Source organism: Paenibacillus shirakamiensis, assembly GCF_017874255.1.
Taxonomy (GTDB): Bacteria; Bacillota; Bacilli; order Paenibacillales; family Paenibacillaceae; genus Fontibacillus; species Fontibacillus shirakamiensis.
Genome location: NZ_JAGGLD010000001.1, coordinates 203,092 through 229,861, shown reverse-complemented (window position 1 = coordinate 229,861; position 26,770 = coordinate 203,092). Strand labels below are relative to the sequence as shown.

20 protein-coding genes are annotated in these 26,770 nt (G+C 46.0%); all 20 read right to left on the bottom strand.

Translation table 11 applies throughout. From position 1 onward, the window contains the following. Positions 1-297: 297 nt before the first annotated feature. Positions 298-1,047: a DNA repair protein RecO gene (gene recO / locus J2Z69_RS00965; RefSeq protein WP_209858370.1), complete on the bottom strand. Its 750-nt coding sequence runs from the start codon at positions 1,045-1,047 to the stop codon at positions 298-300. A 31-nt stretch (positions 1,048-1,078) separates the two neighbouring features. Beyond that, positions 1,079-1,219 carry a YqzL family protein gene (locus J2Z69_RS00960; protein ID WP_209858369.1) on the bottom strand — a complete coding sequence of 47 codons (141 nt, stop codon included), beginning with the start codon at positions 1,217-1,219 and terminating at the stop codon, positions 1,079-1,081. 106 nt (positions 1,220-1,325) lie between these two features. Then, positions 1,326-2,222, bottom strand: coding sequence for a GTPase Era (gene era / locus J2Z69_RS00955; RefSeq protein WP_209858368.1), 897 nt, complete (start codon positions 2,220-2,222; stop codon positions 1,326-1,328). 285 nt (positions 2,223-2,507) lie between these two features. Beyond that, positions 2,508-2,885: a diacylglycerol kinase family protein gene (locus J2Z69_RS00950; RefSeq protein WP_209858367.1), complete on the bottom strand. Its 378-nt coding sequence runs from the start codon at positions 2,883-2,885 to the stop codon at positions 2,508-2,510. Then, positions 2,885-3,382, bottom strand: a complete 498-nt coding sequence (gene ybeY, locus J2Z69_RS00945) for an rRNA maturation RNase YbeY (RefSeq protein WP_209858366.1) — start codon at positions 3,380-3,382, stop codon at positions 2,885-2,887. Before ybeY ends, J2Z69_RS00950 begins: the two co-directional genes overlap by 1 nt. Further along, positions 3,354-5,639, bottom strand: coding sequence for an HD family phosphohydrolase (locus tag J2Z69_RS00940; RefSeq protein ID WP_209858365.1), 2,286 nt, complete (start codon positions 5,637-5,639; stop codon positions 3,354-3,356). Before J2Z69_RS00940 ends, ybeY begins: the two co-directional genes overlap by 29 nt. Positions 5,640-5,741: 102 nt before the next feature. Next, on the bottom strand, positions 5,742-6,707 hold the full coding sequence (locus J2Z69_RS00935) for a PhoH family protein (protein WP_209858363.1): 966 nt from the start codon (positions 6,705-6,707) through the stop codon (positions 5,742-5,744). Between the two features lie 7 nt (positions 6,708-6,714). Continuing rightward, positions 6,715-7,896 (bottom strand): sporulation protein YqfD, encoded by a 1,182-nt coding sequence (gene yqfD, locus J2Z69_RS00930; RefSeq protein WP_209858362.1) that lies wholly within the window; start codon positions 7,894-7,896, stop codon positions 6,715-6,717. Next, the gene (yqfC, locus tag J2Z69_RS00925) at positions 7,893-8,186 is read right to left on the bottom strand and encodes a sporulation protein YqfC (RefSeq protein WP_209858361.1); all 294 of its coding nucleotides are present in this window, start codon (positions 8,184-8,186) and stop codon (positions 7,893-7,895) included. Before yqfC ends, yqfD begins: the two co-directional genes overlap by 4 nt. Positions 8,187-8,351: 165 nt before the next feature. After that, positions 8,352-8,939, bottom strand: coding sequence for a hypothetical protein (locus J2Z69_RS00920; protein WP_209858358.1), 588 nt, complete (start codon positions 8,937-8,939; stop codon positions 8,352-8,354). A 13-nt stretch (positions 8,940-8,952) separates the two neighbouring features. Further along, positions 8,953-9,951, bottom strand: a complete 999-nt coding sequence (floA, locus tag J2Z69_RS00915) for a flotillin-like protein FloA (protein ID WP_209860403.1) — start codon at positions 9,949-9,951, stop codon at positions 8,953-8,955. Positions 9,952-10,021: 70 nt separating this feature from the next. Beyond that, positions 10,022-11,353: an NfeD family protein gene (locus tag J2Z69_RS00910; protein WP_209860401.1), complete on the bottom strand. Its 1,332-nt coding sequence runs from the start codon at positions 11,351-11,353 to the stop codon at positions 10,022-10,024. A 232-nt stretch (positions 11,354-11,585) separates the two neighbouring features. After that, positions 11,586-12,029 (bottom strand): GatB/YqeY domain-containing protein, encoded by a 444-nt coding sequence (locus J2Z69_RS00905; protein WP_209858357.1) that lies wholly within the window; start codon positions 12,027-12,029, stop codon positions 11,586-11,588. A gap of 15 nt (positions 12,030-12,044) precedes the next feature. Next, a complete protein-coding gene (gene rpsU, locus J2Z69_RS00900; protein WP_005547957.1) occupies positions 12,045-12,218 on the bottom strand; it encodes a 30S ribosomal protein S21 in 174 nt (57 codons plus the stop codon). A 133-nt stretch (positions 12,219-12,351) separates the two neighbouring features. Continuing rightward, positions 12,352-12,714, bottom strand: coding sequence for a histidine triad nucleotide-binding protein (locus tag J2Z69_RS00895; RefSeq protein ID WP_209858355.1), 363 nt, complete (start codon positions 12,712-12,714; stop codon positions 12,352-12,354). Positions 12,715-12,849: 135 nt separating this feature from the next. Further along, positions 12,850-16,320 (bottom strand): AAA family ATPase, encoded by a 3,471-nt coding sequence (locus J2Z69_RS00890; protein ID WP_209858353.1) that lies wholly within the window; start codon positions 16,318-16,320, stop codon positions 12,850-12,852. Continuing rightward, a complete protein-coding gene (locus J2Z69_RS00885; protein WP_209858351.1) occupies positions 16,317-17,504 on the bottom strand; it encodes an exonuclease SbcCD subunit D in 1,188 nt (395 codons plus the stop codon). Before J2Z69_RS00885 ends, J2Z69_RS00890 begins: the two co-directional genes overlap by 4 nt. A 55-nt stretch (positions 17,505-17,559) precedes the next feature. After that, on the bottom strand, positions 17,560-21,609 hold the full coding sequence (gene addA, locus J2Z69_RS00880) for a helicase-exonuclease AddAB subunit AddA (RefSeq protein WP_209858349.1): 4,050 nt from the start codon (positions 21,607-21,609) through the stop codon (positions 17,560-17,562). Continuing rightward, positions 21,606-25,190: a helicase-exonuclease AddAB subunit AddB gene (gene addB, locus J2Z69_RS00875; RefSeq protein WP_209860399.1), complete on the bottom strand. Its 3,585-nt coding sequence runs from the start codon at positions 25,188-25,190 to the stop codon at positions 21,606-21,608. Before addB ends, addA begins: the two co-directional genes overlap by 4 nt. Positions 25,191-25,377: 187 nt before the next feature. Then, positions 25,378-26,739, bottom strand: a complete 1,362-nt coding sequence (locus tag J2Z69_RS00870; protein WP_209858347.1) for a class I SAM-dependent rRNA methyltransferase — start codon at positions 26,737-26,739, stop codon at positions 25,378-25,380. Positions 26,740-26,770: the final 31 nt, after the last annotated feature.

The following is a 26,770-nucleotide window of genomic DNA, read 5'->3' as shown; positions in this document are numbered from 1 at the left end:
CTGTGCTGTACAGACGTAGGGACGAGAGCTAATCCCGCGGTTCCACCCTACTTGATTCTGCCGTCCCTCACGGATTACTCCGGAGCCCTTCGGCTGAATCCACTTTTCCGATTAATCATGCTCCAGGGTGCCTGTTCATGTAGACATTCTATCAGGCTTCCACCATCCCCGATTCGCTTGATACTTAGAAGAACGCTATACATTACTTTCCCATTCAACGCATGTTCTCCTACAAGAGGAGAATTTGTTTTTATAATATAGGATTTTATATAGTACGTCAAATGAATCCATACCCGTTCAAGCTTTGAATTGATCTAATTGATCAATAAAGCGTTGGGATTTCAAGTTGTGCCCTAACTGCATGTCCATGAACGCGCGCATGATTGTTTTCATTTCTGCCTTGGTTGTATCTTTTACACTGATGTTACCTAGGCGTCTTAGATCAATCTTTACTAACAATTGAAGCAGCTTTAATGTCCCCGCAGACACTCGTATCGCCGCAGGATCTAGATGTTTGCATCGTGGACATAGTGCGCCTCCTAGCCTTGGGCTAATCATTTCTGTGACTTCGTCTCTACTACAGGAGACACATGACTCGAAGACCGGAGCATAACCCGCTGCCTGAAGCACTTTCAGTTCGAACAAATGGATTGTAATTTGAATATCTTTTCCCGAAGATAATGCTTCTAGACAAGCCTTTAGCTGATGGAACCAGAACGATCCCACTTCTTCATCTTGCAGCGTACGATCTAATAACTCACAGGCATATGAAGCATATGCCGTTAAGTTCAGATCTTCACGTAAAAGATGGTGAGACTCTAGAATTTCACCTTGGTTCAAGTTACCCAAACCGGTCCCTTGACGATAGAACAAGTATTCCGCATCCGTAAACAACTGAGTTAACGCAGCATGGCGACTTTTTAATTTTTTGGCTCCTTTGACAAGAACACCAATTTTGCCATGGGATTCGGTGCACAAAGTAATGATCTTGTTGCTCTCTCCATAATCCATGCTGCGAATGACGATTCCTTCCAGTCTATACAGCATGACGCTCCTCCAGATCTCCTGGAGATGAGGGTCAGATAATTGCCTCTTCTTCCAGGATCATTTCATTCTGAGCTAGTGGTTCCTTTTCCGAAGGATCACTAACCTCTTTGTACAACATATAAGCATCGACATCTCCACTATTCGCAAAAACGTTCCACGAGAAATCACGCATACAGCTCATCCTCTCTTTGAACATGGATACTTGATCGTACAAGAGTAGGATGTGCGCTGCGCTTTGAACTATGCGATGCAATAACTCCCATTGAAGCTACAGCATATTATGAGTTTTTATGGAAACCTAGATCTTTTAGAACCCTGTCTTGGTTGCGCCAATCTTTCTTAACTTTAACCCATAACTCCAAGAAAATTTTGGAACCTAGTAAATTCTCAATATCATGTCTAGCTAAGCGACCTACTTCTTTAAGAAGCGCTCCTTGCTTGCCTATAATAATGCCCTTTTGAGAATCCCGTTCTACAAAAATCACGGCTGAGATATGAACCACTCCATTATCCTGTACCTTCATATCTTCAATCGTGACGGCGATAGAGTGAGGCACCTCTTCTCGGGTATTAATAAGAATTTTCTCACGGATTAGCTCTGCACAGACGAACTGCTCTGGGTGGTCCGTGATTTGATCGTCCGGATAATACTTGGGCCCTTCAGGCAAATATTTAGAGATTTGTTGGAGTAACGTATCGACATTACTTCCAAGCTTAGCCGAAATCGGAATGATCTCTGCAAAATCATTGCGTTTACGGTATTCATCAATCATCGGTAGTAGCTCATCAGGTTGAATTTTATCAATTTTGTTCAAGATGAGAATGACAGGAGTGTTCACATTTTTCAGACGCTCAATGATAAATCGGTCGCCCCCACCAAAACCTTCAGATGCATCTGCTAAAAATAAAACGGCCTCCACTTCACCAAACGTATTAAAAGCAGTTTGGTTCATGAAATCGCCTAGCTTGGATTGCCGTTTATGAATACCCGGAGTATCTAGAAAAACGATCTGCATATCTTGCGTCGTATACACTCCGTGAATTTTGTTTCTTGTAGTTTGAGGCTTGTCTGACATAATCGCAATTTTCTGACCAATCACATGATTCATGAGTGTCGATTTCCCTACATTAGGGCGTCCTACGATTGCGACAAAACCTGATTTGAATTTCGGCATAGTTAAGTTGTTCCTTCTTTCAATTTTGAATTACATATACTCTGGGGCCCTCCCTGCTTAGAGATGGCCCCAAAAGGCTTCGCCCTCTGGACACCCAGTAATTGGCGATTAGAGGATGGTAAGTGCACACGAGATAGATTAGAGTAGGATCACTTCTATCTCTGCGGAATCCGCTGGAATGTGTTGCGGTTGCGGTGTTTACCTATTGTTCTGCTTGGCGGGCTGTCCCTACAGGATGCACCTTAAATTATATAGAGACATTGTTACTGGTTTCTTAACCTAGTACTAGCTATTATACTTGAAAAAATAGATAACGGGATGGAAGAACAGGCATAATGCGATGAATACAGAAGCAATAGCGCAGACAAGGACCGCACCTGCAGCGGTGTCTTTCGCCACCTTCGCCAGAGGGTGGTAGTCCGGAGAGACCATGTCCACAACAGCCTCTATAGCAGTATTCACTAATTCGGCGGCTATTACCAGGGAAATAATTAAGATGAGGATAGCCCATTTCATCAGTGATAAATGGAAAAAGGCGGCCGCTCCGGCCGCCAGCAGGGCGCATACTAGATGAATACGCAGATTACGCTGGGTTCTTATACCATATCGAATGCCTTCCCAGGCATACCGGAAGGTCCAAATCCATCGCTCATCCTTCTTCATCAGCGAATCAAGCCAACCTGTGCCAGAACTGCTTCTTGTTTCCCCATCATTTCTGCTTCACTTGGCTCATCTTGATGGTCATAGCCAAGCAAATGAAGGAAACCATGCACGAACAAAAAACCAATTTCTCGCTCCAGAGAGTGACCATATTCTACACTCTGCTCCTTCGCACGCTCCACAGAGATTATAATATCCCCAAGCATATCAGGAATACCTTCCAATTGCTGCCCTTCTTCTAGAATGTATACAATGTCGAGATCTTCATCTACCGTATCATTCATGGCAAAGGACAGCACATCTGTAGGACGATCAATATTTCGATATTCCTTATTTAACTCATGGATAGCTTGATTATTTACAAATGTGAGCGCAATCTCACCCTCTTCAATACCTTCAACTGCCGCAGCTTTATCCAAAGCCGACTCCAACAAAGCAATCAACGATTCACTGATTTCGTATTCTTCCTGTTCATTGCTCCACGCTAGTTGTAGACTCATTGACTTCACGCCCCTTGTCGTTATCATGAATAAGCTTTGGTTTCTTAACCTCTTCTGGATACTCTATTCGAGAATGAAATATACCCATCACGGTCTCTTTGAGAGTCTGCGCAACTATATCTAATTCCCGCATCGTGAGATCACACTCATTGAATTGATGATCATCCAGACGGTTTTTTATAATTTTCTCGATCATCGTCTCGACCTGTTCCACTGTAGGCTTTCGCAAGGAACGTACTGCTGCCTCTACACTATCTGCTATGCCGACCACAGCCGCTTCCTTCGACTGGGCATTCGGTCCCGGATAACGAAAATCATCCTCCGTAAATTCGGGTTCAATTCCTTGCTCTTCCGCTTGCTTCATAGCTTTGTGGTAGAAGAAATGCAGGAACGTGGTGCCATGATGCTGCTCAGCAATATCACGAATAGGCTTAGGCAATTTGTAATCTTTCAACATTTCCACACCGTCCCGCGCGTGGGCGACGATAATGGACTTGCTGAGCTTCGGATCTATAAAATCATGCGGATTCTCCATATTGTTCTGATTCTCTATGAAATAGCTAGGGCGCTTCGTTTTGCCAATATCATGATAATACGAACCTACACGACATAGTAGACCATTCGCTCCAATGGCTTCTGCCGCTGCTTCAGACAGATTACCGACCATAACGCTATGATGATAAGTTCCCGGTGTCTCCGTTAGTAATTTACGAAGTAAAGGGTGATTCGGATTAGACAATTCCACTAATTTTAGCGCGGACATAATTCCAAATGTTGCTTCAAAAAATGGCATTAATCCTACTACCAAAATGGAAGTCAGTAATCCGCCCGCAAGCGCACAACCGACGGCATACAATGTATTTGTCTGATTCCAACCATTATTATTAAGAAGAACTAACGTAAATACAGACAATGCACCGAATAAACATACCATGAAACCTGCTTTGAGAATGGTTGAACGCTGACTTGCTCGGTGGATAGCAAAGATAGATACAAAGGAGATTACCATAGCAAAAAATCCAAAGTAAAAATCAAACACTTGTCCTTGATGCGTATTGAGTACAATACTTGCTATAATGCCAAGCACGATAGAACTAAAGTAAGCCAGCGGAATATCGATTAATAGCGTAATCAACATCGCTCCTATGGCTACAGGAGCAAGGTAACCCATATAACTTCGCTGCGGTGTTTGCACAAAGTGTACGACGTGCATGAATACAATCGTAATCGTACAAATGAGTAGAAGCATAAGTAACTGTACGTTATTATACTTAAATCTCGCCGCTCCTTCGGATTGTCTCATATACATGACAAGACCAAATCCTAACAGGGCCGATAGCAGGAATAGACCCAATTGGGGCCAGTAGTTCACTTCATCCTTAAGTAGACCATTCTCATTCAGAAGAGCATACATTTCCTCCGTGATTCGGTCCCCTTTGTTGACCAATATATCCCCTTGCTTAATATATACAGGAGGCGTACTTTCTCTGGCTTGAACTTTAGCAGCAGTTGTAGCCTCTTCGTCCAAAAACTTGTTCGGCGTAATCACAAGGCGTATAAGTTCTTGAGCCACTTCTCGGGATACGCGGCTATCAATAGAACTAGAGCTAACCAGCTCAGCCACTTTTACACGTACGGCTTGCGCATCCATAATCTGGTCGCTCATCAACCGTTGCACAATATCAGTAACAACAGGTCTCATTTTGTTAATCGTATCCGGTGTAATGCTTGGGAGCTTAATATATGTCTCTTCCGATACATGATACGCCTGCTTACTTGTCTCGTCCTCTAATTCTTTGAGTAACTTCTCACCGTAATTGAACTGATTGTTCTGGATAAAATTCTGGACATAATCTTGTACCTTGACAGGAATTTCCTGCCGGTAAATGGCACGTTTGTCCATCACACCCACTTGATCATCTTGATTCAGACGTAAGATGCGATCTAACAATTGATTAATTATCTGTTCATTACGAACCGTTATAATACGGTAACTGTTCTTCTGACGTTCTGCCGCCTGCTCTTGAGCTTTTAACGTAGCCTTAGTATTGGGAAGCTGGACGGGTGCAAGGATTTCTTTTTCACTAGGCTGCCCGACCACAATATCGTAGCGCTCTGGAAGAAGCTGGGGCGACATACTAACATAGAACACAATAATAAACAGCAAAAACAGAACATAGCGTACAGGTACGCTATGCTTCCATCCTGCCGTCTTCGTATGAAGTGCGCTGCCTTTCGGCGTTTCTTTCGAGGTCATCGAATTAACAGCCCTCTCTATCCTTTGAAAGTACCTGAACATAAGTGTAGATCTCTCGTTAGATGGGAATGGGAACGGTCGCTCTTAACCTCAAGGCTTCTTTTAGCTCTCCGAGGCCTTCTCATAAGCAACAATAATTTTCTGTACTAGGGAATGACGAACCACATCGGATTCATCAAAATATACAAATCCAATCTCATTAATATTGCGAAGAATCGACTTCGCTTCTACGAGACCAGATTTTTTTCCTCGAGGAAGGTCAATCTGAGTAACATCTCCGGTAATGACCATCTTCGAACCAAACCCTAGACGCGTCAAAAACATTTTCATTTGTTCCGGTGTCGTATTCTGCGCTTCGTCTAAGATAATAAAAGAGTCATCAAGCGTTCTTCCCCGCATGTAAGCAAGCGGAGCAATTTCAATAATTCCTCGCTCCAAAGCTTTAGCGACCTGATCTTGTCCCATCACATCATAGAGGGCATCATATAATGGCCGCAAATAGGGGTCAACTTTCTCCTGAAGATCACCAGGGAGGAACCCTAGACTTTCGCCTGCTTCCACAGCCGGCCGGGTAAGCACAATCTTCTTCGCAGTACCTTCCTTAAGCGCGGCTATAGCCAGTACGACGGCCAAATAAGTCTTACCTGTACCTGCGGGTCCAATGCCGAAGACAATGTCCCTTTTCTTGATTGTCGTAACATAATGTTTCTGTCCGATGGTCTTCACCCGTATAGGCTTACCACGATAAGTTACGGCGATTTCACCTTTATATAAATCAAGTAACTGATCGGCTCGAAGTTCTAGCGCTAAATCAATCGCATAGAGTATATCTCGCTCGGTTAACACATATCCATTCCGAATGAGCTGTAATAGAACATCAAATAACTGCTGCGCAGACTCTACTTGACGGCTCTCGCCCTTAATTGTTATCTCTGATTCTCTAAATAATACCTGAACTTGAATATGCTCTTCTACTCGCTTCAGAAAAATATCCTGAGGTCCGAATAAAGATAAGCCTTCCGCTGCACTAGGCAGGGGGATTTTGGTACTGATCATTTGCTCTGACAAATTAGCCTCATTCTCCTTGATGGTGAACTATCGGAAGTTCTTCCGCAATATTCTGTTCCACTTCAAAAAGCACTTTCATATAAACTTTACCATTGTCTGACTTCTCATGCAAAATTTTTTGTTTCAAAACTACAGCATCTGCCCCATTTTTTACTTTAATATCAAGCTTAGCCCCTTCCATTCCTCGGGCCGCAGCTTGCTCCATCGTTTGCTGAGTTTCGATCTCTGTAGCTTCCAAAATATTTTCGGACATCCATCCAATGGGAAGTTTCCACGATCTCCATGTTAAAGGATCAAGTCTCGTTAAAGTCTGCATTTTATCATAGCTCACTTTGCCATATCCCCAGACCTGAATAGCCGTATTTCCAAAGTATAGATAGCCTTTCTCTTTCTTCTCCCCAGTGTACACAAACTCTTTGCGAACCAAAGGGCTCTCAATGTCATACTCATGCCATACGATTCCTCTTACTTCACCTTGGGCTACAACCGAAAGATCTCCTTGCTGACCCGTGATTAGAACGCTCCCCTTACGCACACGATCATGTATACCCACTTCAGGTTGTCCTCGCTCTGCAAAAATGTGTGTTACTACAGCATCTGCTTTACTAATCAAGTGTCTTGGACTGAGGAGTTCCGTATTTTTAGGCTGTGCCGCCTCGACCACTTCGATGGTCACTTTTGTACCGGACCTCGATACCCCTACCCAAGAAGTTCCCGGCAGTCTTCGTGTCATGTCTTTCGAAAGCTTGTCCTGATCTGGCATACGAAAAGTCCACTGAAATGGATAGATTCCTTCTTCTCGTGCTGTTTGCAATATATCTTCTTTATTAAGCTTTACATTCCCCTTCACTTCCACATCCCAAACTAAAGAAGTTAGGCAAAACATCCCTGCACAAAATAATAAAAACCCAATCAGAAACCACTTTCGTCTATACATTTGGTTCCAAAAAAAGGGTAACCCCGCTCTTCCGTCCACATGAGCACGACTGCCTGTCCGTTTTAAGAGAGGACGAAGACGGAAATAATCAGCTACAACAATCTCCATCCGCATATGGTCTACCGAAATTGGCGTAAGATTCCACACTTCAATCTGCTCTTTAGCTAATGCATTAATGAATTGTTCGAGTTGCTCTCCGCGTACTGTAACCGTCACCGATCCGCGGAGCTTGGTCAGTCCTGGCGTTTTCATGGTTTCGCCCCCGTTCCAAGATACTGAATATTTGAGATGAATCCCTCTATTAACACCTCATCCGGCATAATTGCTTTTATCATAAGCCCGGTGCCATCCACTTCCAGATGTCCTTGGTTTATTTCAAGTCTCAACTTCTCGGATGAAAAATGTAGTACGCCCAGATGATTCTCGATTAACAACTGTTTGTTACCGATCATCGTGAGCCTAGGGAGATCAAATACGAGATCCTGAGGAAGGTCAAGCACATCGACCGACCATTTGCGAAGTTTGCGGGTGAATCGGCTCATCGGCAGTCCTCCTTCTCATACTTTACAAAGTATGCGGGAGGCCTTTATTTTATGAGGGCGCAGTATATTCTTTCGGCAGAGTAACAAAAATAAGGCTGCTGCTCGTTAAGAGCAACAACCTGATAAGTGTATTTATCAGTGAAATTGGAAGAAAAGAAGATACCATTACCTCGCTGAACGAAAAGGTTTTTTGGATCGAGGAGGTCCTAGAATTTCTGCCCATACTACTCCTGCTCGTAAGTCCTTAGCATCCAAAAAAGAATCTGCCTTTTGTCCCGTTCCGGGCGAATGGGTAGAGGAAACTGATCCTCGATGTAATTCGCGTTGCAGACTCGCATTTTGACGTTCTAACCTTTGCAGTTTACGTTCCATCATGCTCCGCTCTGCAGTTTCATGTACAGCATCAGAACCTAAGATGGATTGTTCCTCATCACTCCACACCGGTCCAACCGAATCAAAATGGCGCGTCTCATGGTCCGTTTCTGACCAAGATGTAGGAGAATCCAGACGATTCTCCTTTTCAGGGAAGGAAGAAGTGATGTCCCGTGTACGTGAATCAGCAGGAATTTCTGCACGTGCCATAGGAGTATTCCCTGGCTTTTGGAGGGTTCTTCCTCTGTCCCCCCCAAAACTTGGCATCTGACTTTCACCTCGTGGCGTGTTCTTGCTTTTCCTCAGTACCGAGAACAGGGCAAATAGAATGACGATTACGAAGTATAAATGCCCGAAAAGCCAACTTAGCAGCTCTTGCATTTAAAACACCATCCTATTCTTGTTTTTTCCCATTTGTGCCGGACTCCCCGGGTTTACCGATCGAATCACGCATATGGGTATCCGCTTCAATATTCTTCAAGTTCATATAATCCATCACACCGATCTGTCCACCACGAAGCGCTTCTGCCATAGCCAGAGGAACAGCCGATTCAGATTCTACAACGCGTGCACGCATTTCTACGACTCGAGCTTTCATCTCTTGCTCATGCGCCACAGCCATTGCTCTACGTTCTTCCGCTTTCGCCTGAGCGATTTGCTTATCAGCCTCAGCCTGTTCGGTTTGAAGGAAGGCGCCAATGTTCTTGCCTACATCCACATCCGCAATATCAATAGACAGAATTTCAAAAGCTGTTCCTGAATCCAGACCTTTGTTCAGAACCGTTCTAGAGATCATATCTGGATTCTCTAACACATCTTTGTGGGAGTTACTTGAGCCTACGGTAGTAACAATCCCTTCACCTACCCGAGCAATAATGGTCTCTTCACCGGCCCCCCCGACAAGGCGATCAATATTCGCACGCACGGTTACCCGAGCTTTAACTTTCACTTCAATCCCGTTCTTCGCTACCGCTGCAACGACAGGCGTCTCAATTACACGAGGATTAACACTCATTTGAACGGCTTGAAGTACGTCACGTCCTGCCAAATCAATCGCTGCAGCTCGTTCGAATTCAAGTGGGATATTCGCACGTTGGGCTGCAATTAACGCATTAACCACCCGGTCCACATTACCTCCAGCCAAATAGTGACTTTCTAGCTGATTAATACTAAGCCCAAGTCCTGCTTTATGCGCTTTAATCATCGGATTAACGATCCGAGAAGGAGTAACTCGGCGCAGACGCATAGCCACCAATGTGATAATGCTTATTCTTACGCCTGAAGCTAGTGCTGAGATCCAGAGCATAATAGGGAAAAAACTCAAAAATACGCTAAGTACAATAATAACGACAACAACAATCAGTAAAATCCCTACGGTAGAAGACTCAAACATTACAATGATCCACTCCTGATTCATATTTTCAGTCCTGTGTTACGTCTTCAAATTTCATACATCCTCTATCCTAAAATCCAGCGACAACCACGACACGTGATCCTTCCACTTTAATGACCTTCACAGGGGTGTTCGCTTGGATAAAGACACCTTCAGTAACTACATCAATTCGTTCATCACCAAACTGGGCCATACCAGATGGACGTAGTATCGTAAGCGATGATCCCACTTGACCCAACAATTCTAATCGTTCATCTGATGCGCTATATCCTTTTTCTTTGGTCAATTCATCTTTTAGCATGAATCGATTCCATATCCCTTTTTCCTTGAACATCCATACTACGATGATGATAACCACAAGAGCTGCACCAAAAGCAATCGCAAGGGACCGGAAAGCATCCTGTGTGTCATAAGCAGCGCGCACTACGCCTGCTATCAAACTTGCTGAACCTAATAGTCCTAGGATTCCGAAGCTTGGTACAAACAATTCCAGAGCTAACAAAATCAATCCGATAACGAACAGTAGACCCGTCTCCCAGCCAGCAAATCCAGCGATATAATTCCCGAAAAAATAGAGTCCGAAACTAGCCACCCCCAAAATACCGGGAACTCCAAAACCGGGAATAAGCAGTTCAATGACAACGCCCGCTATACCCAGAAGAAGAAGTACTGTGCTAACTACTGGATGGGTAAGTACAGCAGCAAGCTTCTCCGCCCAAGTCTGTTCTACATAAATGGTATTTTCTCCGTTATACCCCATCCATTTAATCACATCTTCGGTTGAAGTAGCGATTTTGTCTGCATAACCTACTTGAATAGCTTCGCTACTGCTTAAAGAAATAATCTGATCCTTCACTTTGGTTTTGCCAATATTCGGCATATCTACCGTGATAGCGCTATCTACCATACCTTCAGCAATACGTGCATCCCGTCCATGAAGCTCAGCGGCCGCTCTCATTCTGCTTTTCCAATAGGATATCTCCTTCGGGTTACTCACGGTGCGCCCTGATCCGTCAACTAAAGCCGCAGCACCAATCATACTATCCGGTTTCATAGCAATTTTGTCCGCATGAAGTGAGATATAACTGCCTGCCGAGGCCGCATCTCCCATAATAAAAGCTACGGTGGGAATACCACTATCCGTAATAAGGCTTGCTATCTTCTCCGCACTATCAATCCTTCCTCCTGGCGTGTTCACTTCCAGAACAACCAATGCGGCTTCCTGCTTTTTAGCCTCTTGGAATCCCCTCTCCATGAAGCTGAATAAACCTGATTCAATTTTTTGTGTCACTGAGATTACATACACCGATCCTGACTTTAGAGCCCCAGCAGTTGTGGAGGAGTTCGCTAATGCAGAGACGGACCCAAGGGGGAGCAAGGTCATGATACAAAATAACATCATTATTGCAATTACAGGCCAGCGAGCTTTGTTCAATTTTCACCCTCCCTGTTATCGTATTATCTATACTATTTACTATGTTCTACGTTCCATACGCCCATCCGTTTCAAGGAGTCGGTCTTTAGGAAGTCCGAAACCAAGCGTTATAGAAACACCAGAATCAGAAACTATGGCTAAAATAGACATAAGAAAAAACACCTTCCATTACTGGAAGGTGTCTTGTGTACAACTTAGGTTATTGCAATAACTCCTGTACTGCCTGGTTAACGAGTCTTCCATCTGCCCGGCCTTTGACCTTAGGCATCAAGGCACTCATTACTTTCCCGATATCGGCTTTCGAAGAAGCACCGGATTCCTGGATGGTCTGCTGTACAATGACTTTAATTTCTTCTTCGGTAAGCTGTTCGGGAAGATACTCGGCAATAATCTTGATCTCATCTACTAGACTAGCAGTGAGATCATCGCGACCTGCTTTTTGAAATTCTTGGAGGGCATCTTTGCGCTGTTTGATTTCACGACTTAGGATATCAAGCACTTCATTATCATCCAAAGTTCTCTTCAAATCTATTTCAAGATTTTTGATCGTAGCACGAACCATTCGAATGGTGGAGAGCTTGAACTTGTCTTTACTCCTCATCGCTTGCTTCATATCTTCGTTCAATCGCTCGCTCAGATTCATGTTGTTAAAATCCTCCTAAAACTTTCTCTTACGAGCAGCCTCGGACTTTTTCTTGCGCTTCACGCTTGGCTTCTCATAATGCTTACGTTTTTTCACCTCAGCCAAGACACCATCTTTTGCAATGGAACGCTTAAAGCGGCGAAGTGCAGCATCAATAGTTTCGTTTTTGCGAACTTTAGTTTCAGACACCAGTTTTCCCTCCCTCCGACCAGACCGTCCAGAGCATAACACGGTTCATCAACTTTCATTATAGGTGAAACGTAAATAAGGTGTCAACCGTGAGTCACTTTCTTTTTTATATCTTATTCATTTCACACTTAAATTAAGCATGAGATCCAGATATTCCCGTAAGTGCTCCAAGATGAGCTCCACCTAACAAGTGATAATGAATATGGTGAACCGTCTGTCCACCATCCGGGCCACAGTTATTAATTAAGCGATACCCACTCTCCGCTACACCGAGCTTCACGGCCGTTTCCTGTGCTATTTTATGTAACTTGCTTATCATGTCTAGGTCTTCGGCAGTCGCATCATTCAAATTTGCAATATGCTTTTTCGGAATAAGGAGTACATGGGTAGGTGCAGCAGGCTGAATGTCATGAAACACCAAAAACGTATCATCCTCAAAAACTTTATTTGAGGGTATTGTGCCTTCAGCAATTTTGCAAAATAAGCAGTTGTCCATCACGGCAAGCCTCCTAATTAGTGTTGACGTATTCTCATGATCTAAACCGTTCTCCATTCTATCATAACGAATGGTTCACCAAAAAAGAAGCACCTTCCCTCATAAAAAGGAGAAAGATGCTTCAGGATTGCTGTACTATAAATGCTCCATCTGGATTCGCGAACCCGCCCCCGCATGCTCGGCTGGAATGACCACAAGCTTCCTAGGAAGACGCGCTCGAAGTTCAGCCACATGACTTATAACCCCAACAGCCAAGTGATCATGATGAAGTTGTTCTAAGGATGTAATTACTGTATCTAACAATTCAGGGTCAAGCGTACCGAATCCCTCATCTAAGAAGAAAAATTGTAATGGGTACTGACCGCGTAGCTGGATTTGAGCCGAAAGAGCTAAGGCCAGTGCAAGTGAAGTGAGAAAGGTCTCCCCTCCAGATAGTGAGGATACCGGACGCTTAACCCCACCGTTCGCATCATCACAAATAACAAAGCCTCCACCGGAGTCCGTCTCAAGTGAATACCGTTGTTTGGTCAGATCTCGAAGACGCTGACTTGCCGCTTGACTGACATGTATTAGTTGTTCTTCGGCCATGTATTCTACAAAAGCATTTCCCCGTAGAGCAGACTGCAGCTTGGATAAAAGAGCAGCCTCATGCTCTTGCACCAAACGAGCCTCCTCTAGCACTTTCCAGCGACTATGCCGCTGCTCTACATCTTCTACGTCCCGCTCGGCCCGGGCTTTAGCTTGAACGGAAAGTTCATCTGCTGCCTTAGCCGTTTGAAGCGCCTGCGTGCTCTCGATCCACTGCTCTTCAGAAACCTGCTGACCCTCCAGTTTCTCAGTAAGATCCCTAATAGAGACAGTCAGCTCTCTTTCTTGTTCCCGGTGTTCCTGCACTTCAGACTCCATGCTTGATGCTTTTGTTGGTTCGAGCAAAGCCTTAGTCACGCTTGATTCATCGGTGAATGGACTATCTAAGAGGGATTGGTTCCAGACCTTACGTAGTTCTGTCTCTTGATCCGCTGCGGACTGAGCTGCATGTTGGGCTACTAACTCCACAGAAGTTGCATCCTGACTAGCTTGTTCCTGCTGCACATGATGTTCTTTGAACTTTTCTTCCTCACGAAGAAGGATTTGCACGTGTTCTTCCGCTTGTCCAATAAGTACATCAACAGAGGCGTCACCAATCCAAGCTTGAAGTCGCAGTTTCTTCTCCTGCAGGAGATCTGTCTTCCCTTGCATCTGTGTAGTCTGTTGAATCCAATCTTTATCAAGCTCTGCACTTTCCTGCTCGAGTCGCTTAAGTAACTGTTGCTTTTCATCTATAAAAGGGCCACTGCGAATTAATCGGGCCTTGAGCTCATCAGCCAAATTATCTTTCGCAAGGATATCTTGTTGAAGTTCATCTACACGTGCTTCATCAAATCCAGCACACTCCCGCTCCCACTGCTGTTGGAGCTGAATGTGCTCTTGCTGTAATTCTTGGAGCTGGGTACGCAAGCCCTCCTGCTGCTGCTGCATCAGTTCCTGCTGAGATTGAAGCGAAGTCAGACGCGCACTTTGTTCTCTGCGATCTGTTTGAACTTTTTTTACCTCACTATAAAGTGCCTCCATCTCTGCCTGCCATCGCTGTAGATGAACATGATCAAGTTCGGTAGATGTACGTATTTTGACAACTGTATCAGGGTCCGATGTTCTAAAAGGCCTAGATTGCTCCGCAGGATTCAATGAAGAAACTTGAGGATCCGTTAAGGAATTTGCAGCAGCGACTTGCCTGAAAGAATCTTCCGTGGAATGGATCTGTGAACTCATTTGCTCATGTTCCGAGAGTTCAACTATACGCTTAGCGTTATCTTGCTCACGCTGAATTACATATCTTCGTTCTCTAAGTTCAATCAGCAAGGCGGCAATGTCCTCGTGTATGTGTTCTGATGGAGTATCCTCTATAACTCTTTTTGCTAGATGAGGGTGATGCTCCGATCCACATACGGGGCACGGATCCCCTTGAACGAGTCCTGTCGCAAGCTTAACCGCACTAAGTTCATTAATCTGCGACTGCCCCCGAGCCTTAAGCTCCGCATCATATTGTTCTAGTTCAAGGATATACGATTTGCAGGAGTGCTCTGCTTCATTAAGCCCCTCAAGTAGGATAACACTTTGATTCCTCGCTTGTTGAATCTGTGTGGTGAAGATATGTTCTTGCTCAGTCCGTTGCTTTATTTCCGCTTGCGTCCTTGCGATTCTGTCTGTGAGTTCCTGTTCAGAGGCCGCTATTTTGGCTACTCTTAGTCTGACTTGTGCCGATTTATCTTTCAGCAAGCTAGCCGTCTGCAGGGCAAGGCGATCCGCAGCCTTAACTTCTGTGCCAGCCAACTGCTGCTGTAACTCTGCACGTAGCTGCTCTCCTTTAGCAAGGAGCGCTTCTTCCTTAAGCTTCTGCGCTGCAATCTCACTTCGTCTGATGGAAGCGTGCTCTACCCGGTTCTGGAGCTGAGCCCACTCCGCTTGCAGCGTATTGTACTCAGCCTGCAGCGCCTTAGCTTGCGCCAGCTGGTCCAGCCGGACCCGCAGCGCGGGCTCCTGCGCAGACCGTGCCTCTTGCGCCTCAGCAGCGGCAGCGGCGGTCTGCTTCGCCGCCGCCCTAAGCTGCGCGGCGGCGGTCTGCGCCTCGGCGGCGCGCTGGCTGCGCTCCGCCGCTAGGCGCTGGGCGCCCTGCCACGCGCTTAGCGCAGGGCGCAGGCGCTCCGCGCAAGCCGCGAGCGCGAGCTGCTCTGCAAGTGCGGCGATGGCCTCGCCGCGCAGGTGCAGCTTCGTAAGCGCCAGCTCGCGCTGCAGAAGCTCGCGGCTCAGTTCGCGCAGCTTGCCAAGCTGCTGCGCATTCGTCTCCGCCGCGAGCAGATGGCTGCGTCGCTGCGCGGCTTCGTCAGCGGCAACCTTCACGCGCTCGATCGCTTCCTTCAGGTCCTGCTCGGAGGCAGAGCCTAGACCTTGCTGCTCTGCGCTCAGCTGGGCAAGTAAGCTGTCCGTGTCTTTTACTCGGCAACTAAGTTTTTGACCGAGTAGGTCACCATACTGCTCCAAATGAAAGAGCCGCTGCAACATTTGGCGCCGCTCACTGCCTTTAAGAGATAAAAATTCGGCGAATTTCCCCTGCGGCAGGACAACAGCTCGTGTGAAATCATCCATTTTCAGTCCAATTTTCTCTTCCACAGCGCGTGTAACTTCAGCCAGCTTGTCCGCCTTTACCTGCTCACCATCAGGGGTAATCTCAATAAATCGACTGATGGTATTACTGACCGACACATCCCCAGTACGTTTGAACCGTCGCTCTACGCGGTATCGCTCTGGCCCCCCAGCCGAAGTAAGCTCAAAGGTAAATGCTACAAAAAGTGTATCCTCTGAATGATTCATAATGCCCTGGGTTCCATTTACAGCTCTTTCTACCTTGCCATACAACGCAAGAGTGATCGCATCCAACAACGTAGATTTTCCGCTTCCCGTTGGCCCAAAAATTCCGAAAAATCCCGTTTCACATAGAGCCGTAAAATCAATCTCTTGGGCTTCCCGGTAACTTTGAAGTCCAGCTAACTTTAATCGGATCGGTCTCATGATTCTCCCTCCCCGGTGGTCGCGATCTCATCGTGAGCAACTAAATGCATGAACAAATCTACCATTTCCTGTTCAGCTTCTGCCCCGCCAGTCTGACGTTGATAAAATTTACGGAACATATCCTGAATAGGCATCTGGGAACGTCCTACTGCAGACAAGGAAGCTTCACGTTCAGGGAAGACGGGGCGAATATGGATGATCCCCTCATGCGCCTTCCGCAAAGCTTGAATGTCTCCCAGTGACATCGCCTTCGTGAGTCGAATCTCTAAATCTATAAAAGCCTGCGCATCTCTACCTTCTTCCAACCAGCGTTGCACTTCTTGCAGCCCATTAGTGCAAGACCATCTGACCAGCGGACGACCACTACTTAAAAAAATCTCTTCCTGTATGACCTCGCCGCAAGGTTTCACGTCTAACATCATAACGGACTTGGCTTGCCCTGCTTCGGAGAAACTATAGGCAAGTGGTGATCCACTATATCGAATCGGTCCTTTAGAATGACTCTTCACCGCTTGGGCACGATGTAAATGTCCTAGCGCCGTATACTGTGCTCCAATATCCAGAGCCGATGGATCTACCGTGTAGGCTCCTCCAATCTGGATGGGTCGTTCGGAATCACTTTCAAGTCCTCCAAGTACATAGATGTGACTCATAGCTAAGTTCACTGTATGCGGTGTAAAGGATGAAGCTAACTGACGCATCATTTGCCCTACCCGTTCACTATAAGCAAGACGAAGTCCTTGTTCATCCTCGTCCCCAGCAAGCAATTCTTGCAATCTAGCTTCTGATGGATATGGAAGACAAGCGATGACAGCTTCTTCATCTGTGCGCGGAATGTGTACACGAACCGCTTCTTTGGTAGGTAAGCCCGTGAGTATAATTCCACTTTGTGTAACTAAGGGAGTTACCGAAGCTATTCGTTCAGGTTGATCATGGTTACCCGCAATAGCAACCAATTTTCTACCGTGCTGCGATAGGCGCGCTGCCGCATCGTAGAAGAGCATTTCCGCGGCTGCAGGAGGATTCACACTGTCATAGACATCTCCTGCCATTAAGATTAGATCCGCTTTTGTCTCATTTGCAATCAGAACCAATTCATCTAAGAACCGTTCTTGTTCTGCAAGTCGGCTTCGGCCTTCAAGCGTTCGTCCCAGATGCCAGTCCGCTGTATGCAAAATACGCATCGTCTTCCTCCTCTCTGTTCAATTTGTAATAGACACTTTATATTTTGTAATGAATTCAATCTAGCTTCACTGCTTCTCCCGCCTCAAAAAAGTACAGCCACAACTCATCCACCTGCTGACCGATAATGTGTTCGATAGCTTCAGCATAGATTTCTAGTTGGAACCGATATCGTTCCTTTAGTGCAGGAATGCCTCCTTGGTGTTCCAAGATTCGATCACTCTTGTAATCTAGCAAAATCCATTTCCCTTCATGGCAGAACAAACAGTCAATCACGCCCTGAATTAACACCTTTTCTTCTTCCAATTCCCTGAACATCTGAGCTGCAAGTCGCTCTGGCTCATCAAAAGCACTCTCTAACAAGGGTACGATAACGGGACGTGCTGATATCGCAGGTAAGCCATAGCTAAAGGGGATTTCTCGTCGTACCCATGTAGCCTCACTTGCCCTCTGTCCCAATGGACTTCGAAGGAAGCCAGCTATTTGATCTTTATTTAGCTCCAGTACTTGCCCTTCGGGAAGAATCTGAAGTTCAGCCAATCTAGCTAACGTATCGGATGCGGTCTTTTCGGGCTCTGCTGGATGAAACGGAAGGTGCTGCATGACCATGTGGTATGCTGTTCCTCGCTCGGTTGGCGTCATCTTGCGTTGTTCCATGAATTTGGGTCTATGCATGTGCAGACTAAAGACAGGTTCCTGCTGCTTCAGCTGAGCAGACTCCATCTCACCTTGCATAGCCATATGTTCGAATACATTGGAAGATGGCTGTTCTTCGGAAAAAGCTTGCTTCATCTCCGTGACCGAAGTTTTGGCTGAAATTTGTGTAGCCATCGTATGTTGATATTTCCATTCCAGTCTTGAGGCGGCTTCTTCTGTATACTTAGAAGTAGTAAGCTTCTGTACCACTTCCGGCTTCCCTGAGAGGAAGGATCTAAGCTGTGCCAAGTCGCCCCCCTCCTGTTCAGAAAGCTCTAAGGTAGGAGCTGCCATAAGCATATCTCTGGAACTTACGGTCATAATACGCCATGGGAAATCCATTCCGGGCACTGTACTGAGGGAGACTTGAGATTCTTCCAATCCCGCCAAGGCTCTTAAAGTATAAGCATCCGGATGACGAATTAAGGCAGGACCAATCCAGTCCATGTAACTACGACCTCGGGCCAGCATATAATCGGGTAAAACAGTCGTTTGCGATTGAATTGCTTGACTCCATACCGATGCACTTTTCGTCAAATCCTTTACTGATGAGACTAGAACAAGCTTGTCCTTCGGACGGGTTAGCGCTACATACAGCACACGTAGTTCTTCAGCCAGTAGTTCCATTTGGGCTCTACGACGGATCGCTAGATTCGGAAGGGTCGGATAACTCACTCGGGTCTTCGCATCCACATATTTCGGCCCAAATCCTAATTCCTTATGAACCAGGAATGAAGCATTCATATCTTGGCGATTGAACATTTTAGATAATCCCGCTACAAAAACTACGGGGAACTCTAAACCCTTACTTTTGTGAATAGTCATGATTCTTATTCCGTCCGCTTGCTCCCCCGTACCCGGTGCCCCGAAATCACTACCACTTTGACGCATCCGATCTACATGGCGCAGGAATCGGAATAACCCTCTAGAGCCTGTAGATTGCTCATATTGAAGCGCTCTGTCATGTAGAGCTCTTAAATTAGCTTGACGCTGCTCTCCACCCGGCAATCCTCCTACCCATTCCACATACCGTGTCTGCTGATATACATTTCGAATCAGACGACCTAACTCGCCCTGCCTAGCTAAGGTCCTCCAACTCTCGAGTTGCTTGAGGAATGATTGTAGTTTGTATGAGAGTGAAGGCTGGCTAGCTGACGTTGGCCTTGCAGGACCCTCGATCGTGTCCTCAATTTCCGTGCTTGCTAGCTCGGTCTCATGTTCCGATAGCTTTTGGCTATGTGTTCGGTCTGGCATCTTCTCATGAACCCAACCCGCTGCTACCTGCACAGCTTCATAGAAGCCCCCTTGCGGTCTAGCAAGACGAATCTCAGCGAGCTCTTCTTCGGATAATCCATACATGGGTGATCTTAAGACGGAAGCCATTGCAATGTCCTGCTGAGGATTATCAATAACATGCAGCAAAGACAGCATAATTTCTACTTCTGAAGCTTGGAAATATCCCTTGTTCACCTCACCATAGGCTGGTATACCTTCCATACGAAGTTCCTGAATAATCGCTGGCGCCCAAGATAAAGTTGAGCGAAGCAAGATCACCATATCTTTGTATACTGCGGGCCTTGTAGTTCCAAGATGCTTGTCATACACACGCAGCGCATCTCGTCCCTCTCCGGTCATCTCCCGAATACGAGCTGCGATCATGCGGGCTTCAAGTCTTACCGCCTCTAGTTCTTCGGCTTCCTCCAAGCTTGCATCTTCTCCTGTAGGCCCGGCTGATTCTCCAAAGTCCTGATTCGATTCCCCACGTGCATTCTCTTCTTCTGATCTGCTTCGATCAATTAATAATAACTCTGGAGCATAGGCCATGGATTGAACTTCTGCGCTCTCCGGAAATCCTTCTCCGTACACAAGTTCTGCGCGTTCATCATAGGTGATCTCAGCTATATTTTCGTTCATCAGTTGTCTAAATAAAAGATTCACAGCCTGCACCACTTCGCGTCGGCTACGGAAATTCCTTGCCAAATCTATACGCAACCCTTTTCCAGTAAAGTCTTCGTCATATGTTTTGTACTTGTCCAAGAATAGACCAGGTTCCGCCAATCTAAAACGGTAAATACTCTGTTTGACATCGCCGACCATGAACCGATTTCCTTGTTCTTTTTTTGCTATGAGCTCTACGATACTCTCTTGTACTGTATTCGTATCTTGATATTCATCCAGAAGCACTTCTTCATATTGTGCCTGATATTCAAGAGCTGCGGCTGAAGGAAGCGTCGAGTCTGGAGTAGAAGCTGGCGATCTCAAAATGTGTAGACAATAATGCTCTAAGTCTGAGAAATCTAACCACCCTTTAGCCTGCTTCTCCGCTTGATAGCGGCGGCCAAATTCAATAATGAGTTCGGACAATTCCCGCATTAGGGGAGCTGCATTTAAGAGTTCTTCTACGAAAGCCTCCGCGGAACGCCCAAAGAGCTGTCCACGAAGTTCCGCTAGCGTTTTCTTCGCTTCTTCTCTAAGACCCTTGACTCTGTCTTGAAGAAGAGGATCGGCTTGATCTTTTTTGCAAGGCTTCAATTTACCAAAATTCGCATACTGAAATACATGATATAAATGATCCCATGGCTGATATTCCAGCGCTTCTCTTAGACCCTCAATCACTTCTAGGTCTTCATTGAGACTGATTGCATAAGGCGCAGGACCACCAGGAGATAGAGAAATCGTCTTAGCTTGTTGCAATAGATCATATACCCCGCTAAGCGTAAGCCGTGTATCTGCCAAAATCGACTTGACCCATAGACTTTCCGATAAAGTGTTAATATCCGCCCGTTCGAATTGCTCCGCCATGTGCATGAGCCAATGATCGGGCCATGCATGACTCCGTGAGAAATCGTATAATTTGTGAACCAATAAGAACATGGCATCGTCACTACGTTCTCCACTGAACCAATCTACAAGCTGCAAAAAGCGACTATCTTTGTCTTCCGTCCCGTACTTCTCCTCAAACAAAGCCTCCAGCACTTCTTGCCGAAGTAGCTTCACTTCAATTTCTGAAGCAATCCGAAAACCTGGATCTAATGGAATGAGGGTATAGTAGCGCTGAATTACTTCAAGGCAGAAGGAATGAAGTGTCGTAATGGAAGCTTTGCCTAACATAGCGAGTTGTGCACCCAAATGCTCATTGCTTGGATCTTGATCTAACGCTTCTTCCAAGGCCACACGAATCCGCTCACGCATTTCTGAAGCCGCTGCCTTCGTGAACGTAGCCACGAGCAATCGATCTACATCAAGTGGGCTCTCTTTGTCCAGTATTTTTCGAATAATGCGCTCCACCAAGACGGCGGTTTTGCCAGACCCCGCTGCAGCGGCAATAAGCATATTCCCTCCAGACATGGCAATGGCTTTCCACTGATCATCACTCCACTTACTGCCTAACGGCTTAGATAACATCGTCATTCTATACCCTCTCCTTTCTTCAGTAGATTGCCAATATCATAGTCCGTGAGCACCTCTTCATGCGTTCGAACACCGCTGCGCTCTCCAAGCAAATTCCATGTCTTTTCTTTATCTGGTTTGGTTAGGATATGGTAGCGATCCGCGTCCATCGTCTCATCGATTTGGCAGACCGACTTGTAGGAACAATACGTACATGCCGTCTCTTGACCCATTTTGTAGGGCTTGATCGCCACATCGCCGTCGGTAATTCCTGTTCCAATCTCTTGGATCTTATTTCGAACAGAGTGAAGGAGCGTATCCCACTGGTCTGGGGTCGCTACAGCCGAGGCGCTGTAGAAGCTACCATCCGTTTTTAGACCGACTGGAATAATCTCGGAATATCCTTTTTCCAATTGACCATCCATATGTCCAATAACTTCTTTGTCTGCGAGTAGCAGGCCCTTCATTTTGAAGCGTTTGAGCATCTCCTGCTCGGCCGCTGCAGCCTCCATCGCATTGGGGGATTGAAGCAGCGGATTATGAACATGAAAATATAATGCTCCTGCCGGGAGGGCGGATTGCCCTAGCCACTGCTCGGCCGACTGAACAATGACGTCTAAGTACGTCAACATTTGTAGGGACAGCCCATAATATACTTCGTGGAGCAATAGATCAGTCTGACTTGATTTATAGTCAATGACTCTCAGCAATATCCCTTGTTCTCCCTGCGCCAGATCCACACGATCTATACGGCCTACGATCTCCATGACACACCCGTTCTCCAGTTCGAACACGAGGGGAGGAAGTGTCTTATCTGGACCGAAATCTAGTTCTAACCCTATCGGTTCAAAGCTGCCTCGGCGCGATTGCTCCCCCAGAATAATAGAAGCTCGGCCTACAATGTTTTTTAGTTTGCGTGAGATATATCCATATCGTTTGGTGCTTAGTAGAATCTCTCCTTGAAGCCTAGGAGCCAGCTTATCCACAGCCACTTCCGCTTCGTACACACATTCCTCTGCCGATAGACTCCCCCAGCTTCGATTCTGTTCTTTCAAAGTTAAAGCCATTGAGCCGAGAGCCGCATGGAAAAGCTGACCGATATCCGGCGCTTGAAGCCGGTACATCTGACGTTCTTTCAGCTTTAGGCCATGGGATGCAAAATGGGAAAATGGACAAGCTGCATATCGCTCCATGCGAGATACACTGGTGCGCAGTTTACGACCATATAATTTGCGGCTGGTAGACTCGGTAAGACTATGCGTGCGATTACGGTAGTCTAAGGATCCTAACAGGTTCTCCAATACGCCTCGATACTGCGGACTCATCCTGAACCATTCAAGTACACTCCACCATACGGGGGAGATTGGCACGCCCGCTTTCCAGCTCCTTAACCTTGAAATTAAGACTTGCAAGGTAGCGTCCGGATGCGTAATCCACTTCAATTCCTCCTCATCCGATAGGGTTGGTGGAACGTCCATTCGATCTTCTTGTAAAGCAGGGAAACACCCTCGAACCTGACGAATCACTTCCGAAGGAGGGAATGCTTTTCCTTCCCCGTCGGTTGTAGGATAGCTAATCCATAGAGAACGGCTTGCCGAAGAGAGCGCATGATAAATTAAGAATCGCTCATCTAGCAGTTGACGTGTAATTCCCGGGGCAAATACAATGCCGGCTTCGGTTAACTTACTACGTTCTTGTTCCGTGAGAATTCCTTCCTCGGTATAGACAGCAGGCATAACGCCTTCATTCACCCCAAGCAAAAATACATGCTGCACATGACTGCTGCGAGTGCGGTCCGTACTTCCTAAAAGAACCTGATCTAATGAAGGAGGTACAAGGGCTAATTGCATGCTAGCCATCCCGGTCTCTAGCATCCCTCGGAACAACTCCAGGTTGACCGTCTCTTTGCCCATCATCTCTACCATCTGATCGAGTAAATCTAGCATTGCCCCCCAAATTTGACGATGTTCGAAAGCCTGCTGAGGTTTACCCTCTACTAAAGCCTGATGCGCCAGTTGATCCAGACGCTGCGGTGCTCCGGTGTCTTCTAATAGATAATAGAGTGCTTCACATTTCTCTCGTACACTTTTTGCCTGCTTCATCCTTCTCTCTAATGCGGACAGAGGCAACACAACAGCTTCTCTACATTCTTCTAGTCTCGCCATACCGGTGATTCTACCTTCTGCAGCTGGATCTTGCTGTATTTCTAGGGATAGATTCGGTCTCGCCCTCCAAGGACGACCATCATACCAACGAGCACCATGAATTCCGCTTGCCAGCACATAATTCTCTAGAACATCCATATCTGTACGAGATATACTGCCATCCATAGGCAACACAAAATCCGTCTTCACACAGCGAAAAACATCTTCATATCTCCAGTACTTGCTCACGACATCCACAGCGCCGCGAACATATTCAAGTAAGGGGTGATGCAGTACCGTACGTTTTTTATCTAGGAAAAAAGGAATATCATGCTCTTCCAGAACCGAAACAGCCACATGCTCATACGCATCTATGTCTCTAACGAAAATAGCCATGTCTCTCCATCTTGCGCCTTGCTCCGAAGCTAAGCGACGCATGTCCCGAGCTACGCCTGCCAGTTCCTCTCGTCGATCAAGAAAGGCTTGAACTTTAAGCGAAGACTCCACTTCTTGCCTGTCTACCGCAAGATTTGCTGTTCCTTGTTGGCCTCGGGTACCATAGGAGGATTCCAATTGAGCAAGTACAGGTGAATCTTTAAATCTAGGAAGAGGCTGCTCCTGCATAATCTGTGTAGCTTCCAGCTCTATTCCAAGTGCCTCTGCCATCTTGCGTAGCTTCATATAGACCATGGCCGTGGGATGAAATAAATTCAGTTCATGTGGAGCGATGCCATCGTCATAAGGACGGTCTAGCGTGAGACAGATCTTTACTCTTTTTGCTGTGAGCAGCAGTTGTCCTATCGCTTCCATTTCCTTCGGGGTGAACGTATAGAATCCATCGATATAAATCTCAGAACCTCTCAAGTAGTGCGACTGAGCAGCGCCTTCTGCTAACTTCGTAATATGATCTTCAGCATCTACGTAATGACCAGATAATTCATGTTCAAATTCCTTGTACACCAAAGAAAGATCATGCAATTTATCTTGCAGTAGAGGAGTCTCGCCTTCGGCCATAGTCATTTGCTTTAACTGCTGTTCCAAAGCTGCTGGATCTCCGCCGTACATTTTCACTTCGGAATATAACGTATTGATTCGTTCAATTAAGCCAAGGTGATCTCCCGCATTCTGATAGAGTTTCAACTCTTTTTTGCGGCGGTTAATGATGCGGTAGAGAAGCATCTTTTTCCCTTCAACACTAATAGGAATCAGCGCCGAGCCCCCAGTCTCCTGCATAATACGAAGAGCTAATCTTCGAAAACCTAGTATTTGAAGACGAATCGTCCCTTGGATATGTTCCATATGAATGAAATTGCGTTCCAATTGAAATGTTCCTTGTTCAGGAGCTAGCATAATGATCGGCTCACCTGTTGGATTGTGCTGAAGTGAGGTATGTATCTCTTCTAACACTCTGCTACTTTTCCCACTGCCCGAGCGTCCAATAATAAATTGTAATGACATCATTTAACCCCTCCTACTCATCCGTATGCGTCCAGATGGACGAACTGTTCGATAAAGACTAGTATAGCATAACCTCCCTCCAAAAGAGAGAACGTACGTTTGTCATTTATCGGCAGCAGACATTGCTGTAGGACCCTTATGCCATACAAAAAAGGCACCCGCCTGGGTGCCTTAATTATGGAAGGATTTACTTTTTGCTGCGAACTTCAAAAATCGCAAATTTCAAATAGTGCCCTTCATCAACCCCAAGAATCTGAGGATGATCTTTGCCTGCGGCACGCCATTCAATTAACCTTAAAATTTTACCTGCATCTTCAGCCGCATCCATAATCGTGTCCAAAAATAATTCTGGACGCATATGATAAGAACAACTCGCCGTAACGAGGTATCCCCCTTCGTTTACCAGCTTCATGCCGTGTAGATTAATATCTTTGTAGCCACGAACCGCCCCAGGTACGGCACTCTTGGTCTTAGCAAAGGCCGGCGGATCAAGAATAACGACATCCCATGTGCGCCCACCGCCTGCGGTCATCGGTACGGAAGTATCCGCTTTGCCTTGCGCCCTTTTATGCCGCTCATCTACACCTTTGACTTGGGTTCTTAGGTAATCAAAAGCATCGGCCACTACGAACTCTACACGCTCAATAAATCCATTGAGTTCCACGTTTTCCTTCGCACTCTCAATCGCATGTTCTGAAATGTCTAGACAAGTCACTTTCTTGGCGCCGTACTTACAAGCATGAAGCGTAAAACTACCCGTGTGTGAAAAGCATTCCAATACTGTTGCCCCATCCCAGAAAGGGAAGGTGACTTCTTTGCCTTTGCTATTGGTAGGAACTACAGCAAGTTCGCCAGATTCACGAGTGACCTCCTGCATGGAAATTCCACTGCGTCCTCCCCATCCTGTCATTAACGGTTCGATGGAAGCACGATTTTCCCGTTGGTCGAAGAAATAGCCTGTCTTCTGGCCTTCCTCGATATCTACAGTGATGGATAGACCATTCTCTTTCACAGTCACATGACGAGGACAAGTCCCATATAATGGTCCTTTCTTCTGTTCTAGCCCTTCCATCTCCCGTACACTAACGTCACTTCGTTCATAAATCCCTTGCGGACCCACTACTTCAACTAAAGCTTGTACAATAAGGTCTTTACGCTGATCCATAGCTAGAGTAAGGAGCTGAAGCACTAACACATCTCCAAATCGATCGACAATAAGTCCTGGAAGGAAATCTGCCTCTCCATAGACAAGTCGATATGCATTTTCTTTTACAAAGCGATTTCTATGCTCCAGGCAAGCTTGGAAACGGCTCATGAAAAAGGCGAGATCCATCTCTTCTAATGCAGGATAAGATACAACACGCACGGTAATTTGAGACTTAGGATTATAGTATCCCGTAGCCAAATATCGCTGTTGATGGTTCAGAATCTGAACCAATTGACCCGGCACCGGTTCTCCTGTGGTCGACTCAATCTCGTTGCTATAGACCCAGGGATGAGCCTTTTCCAATCTCTTTTTTCGACTACGCTTTAATATTACAGATGCCACTGCATCATCACTCCTTCAGGTTACTTCATCT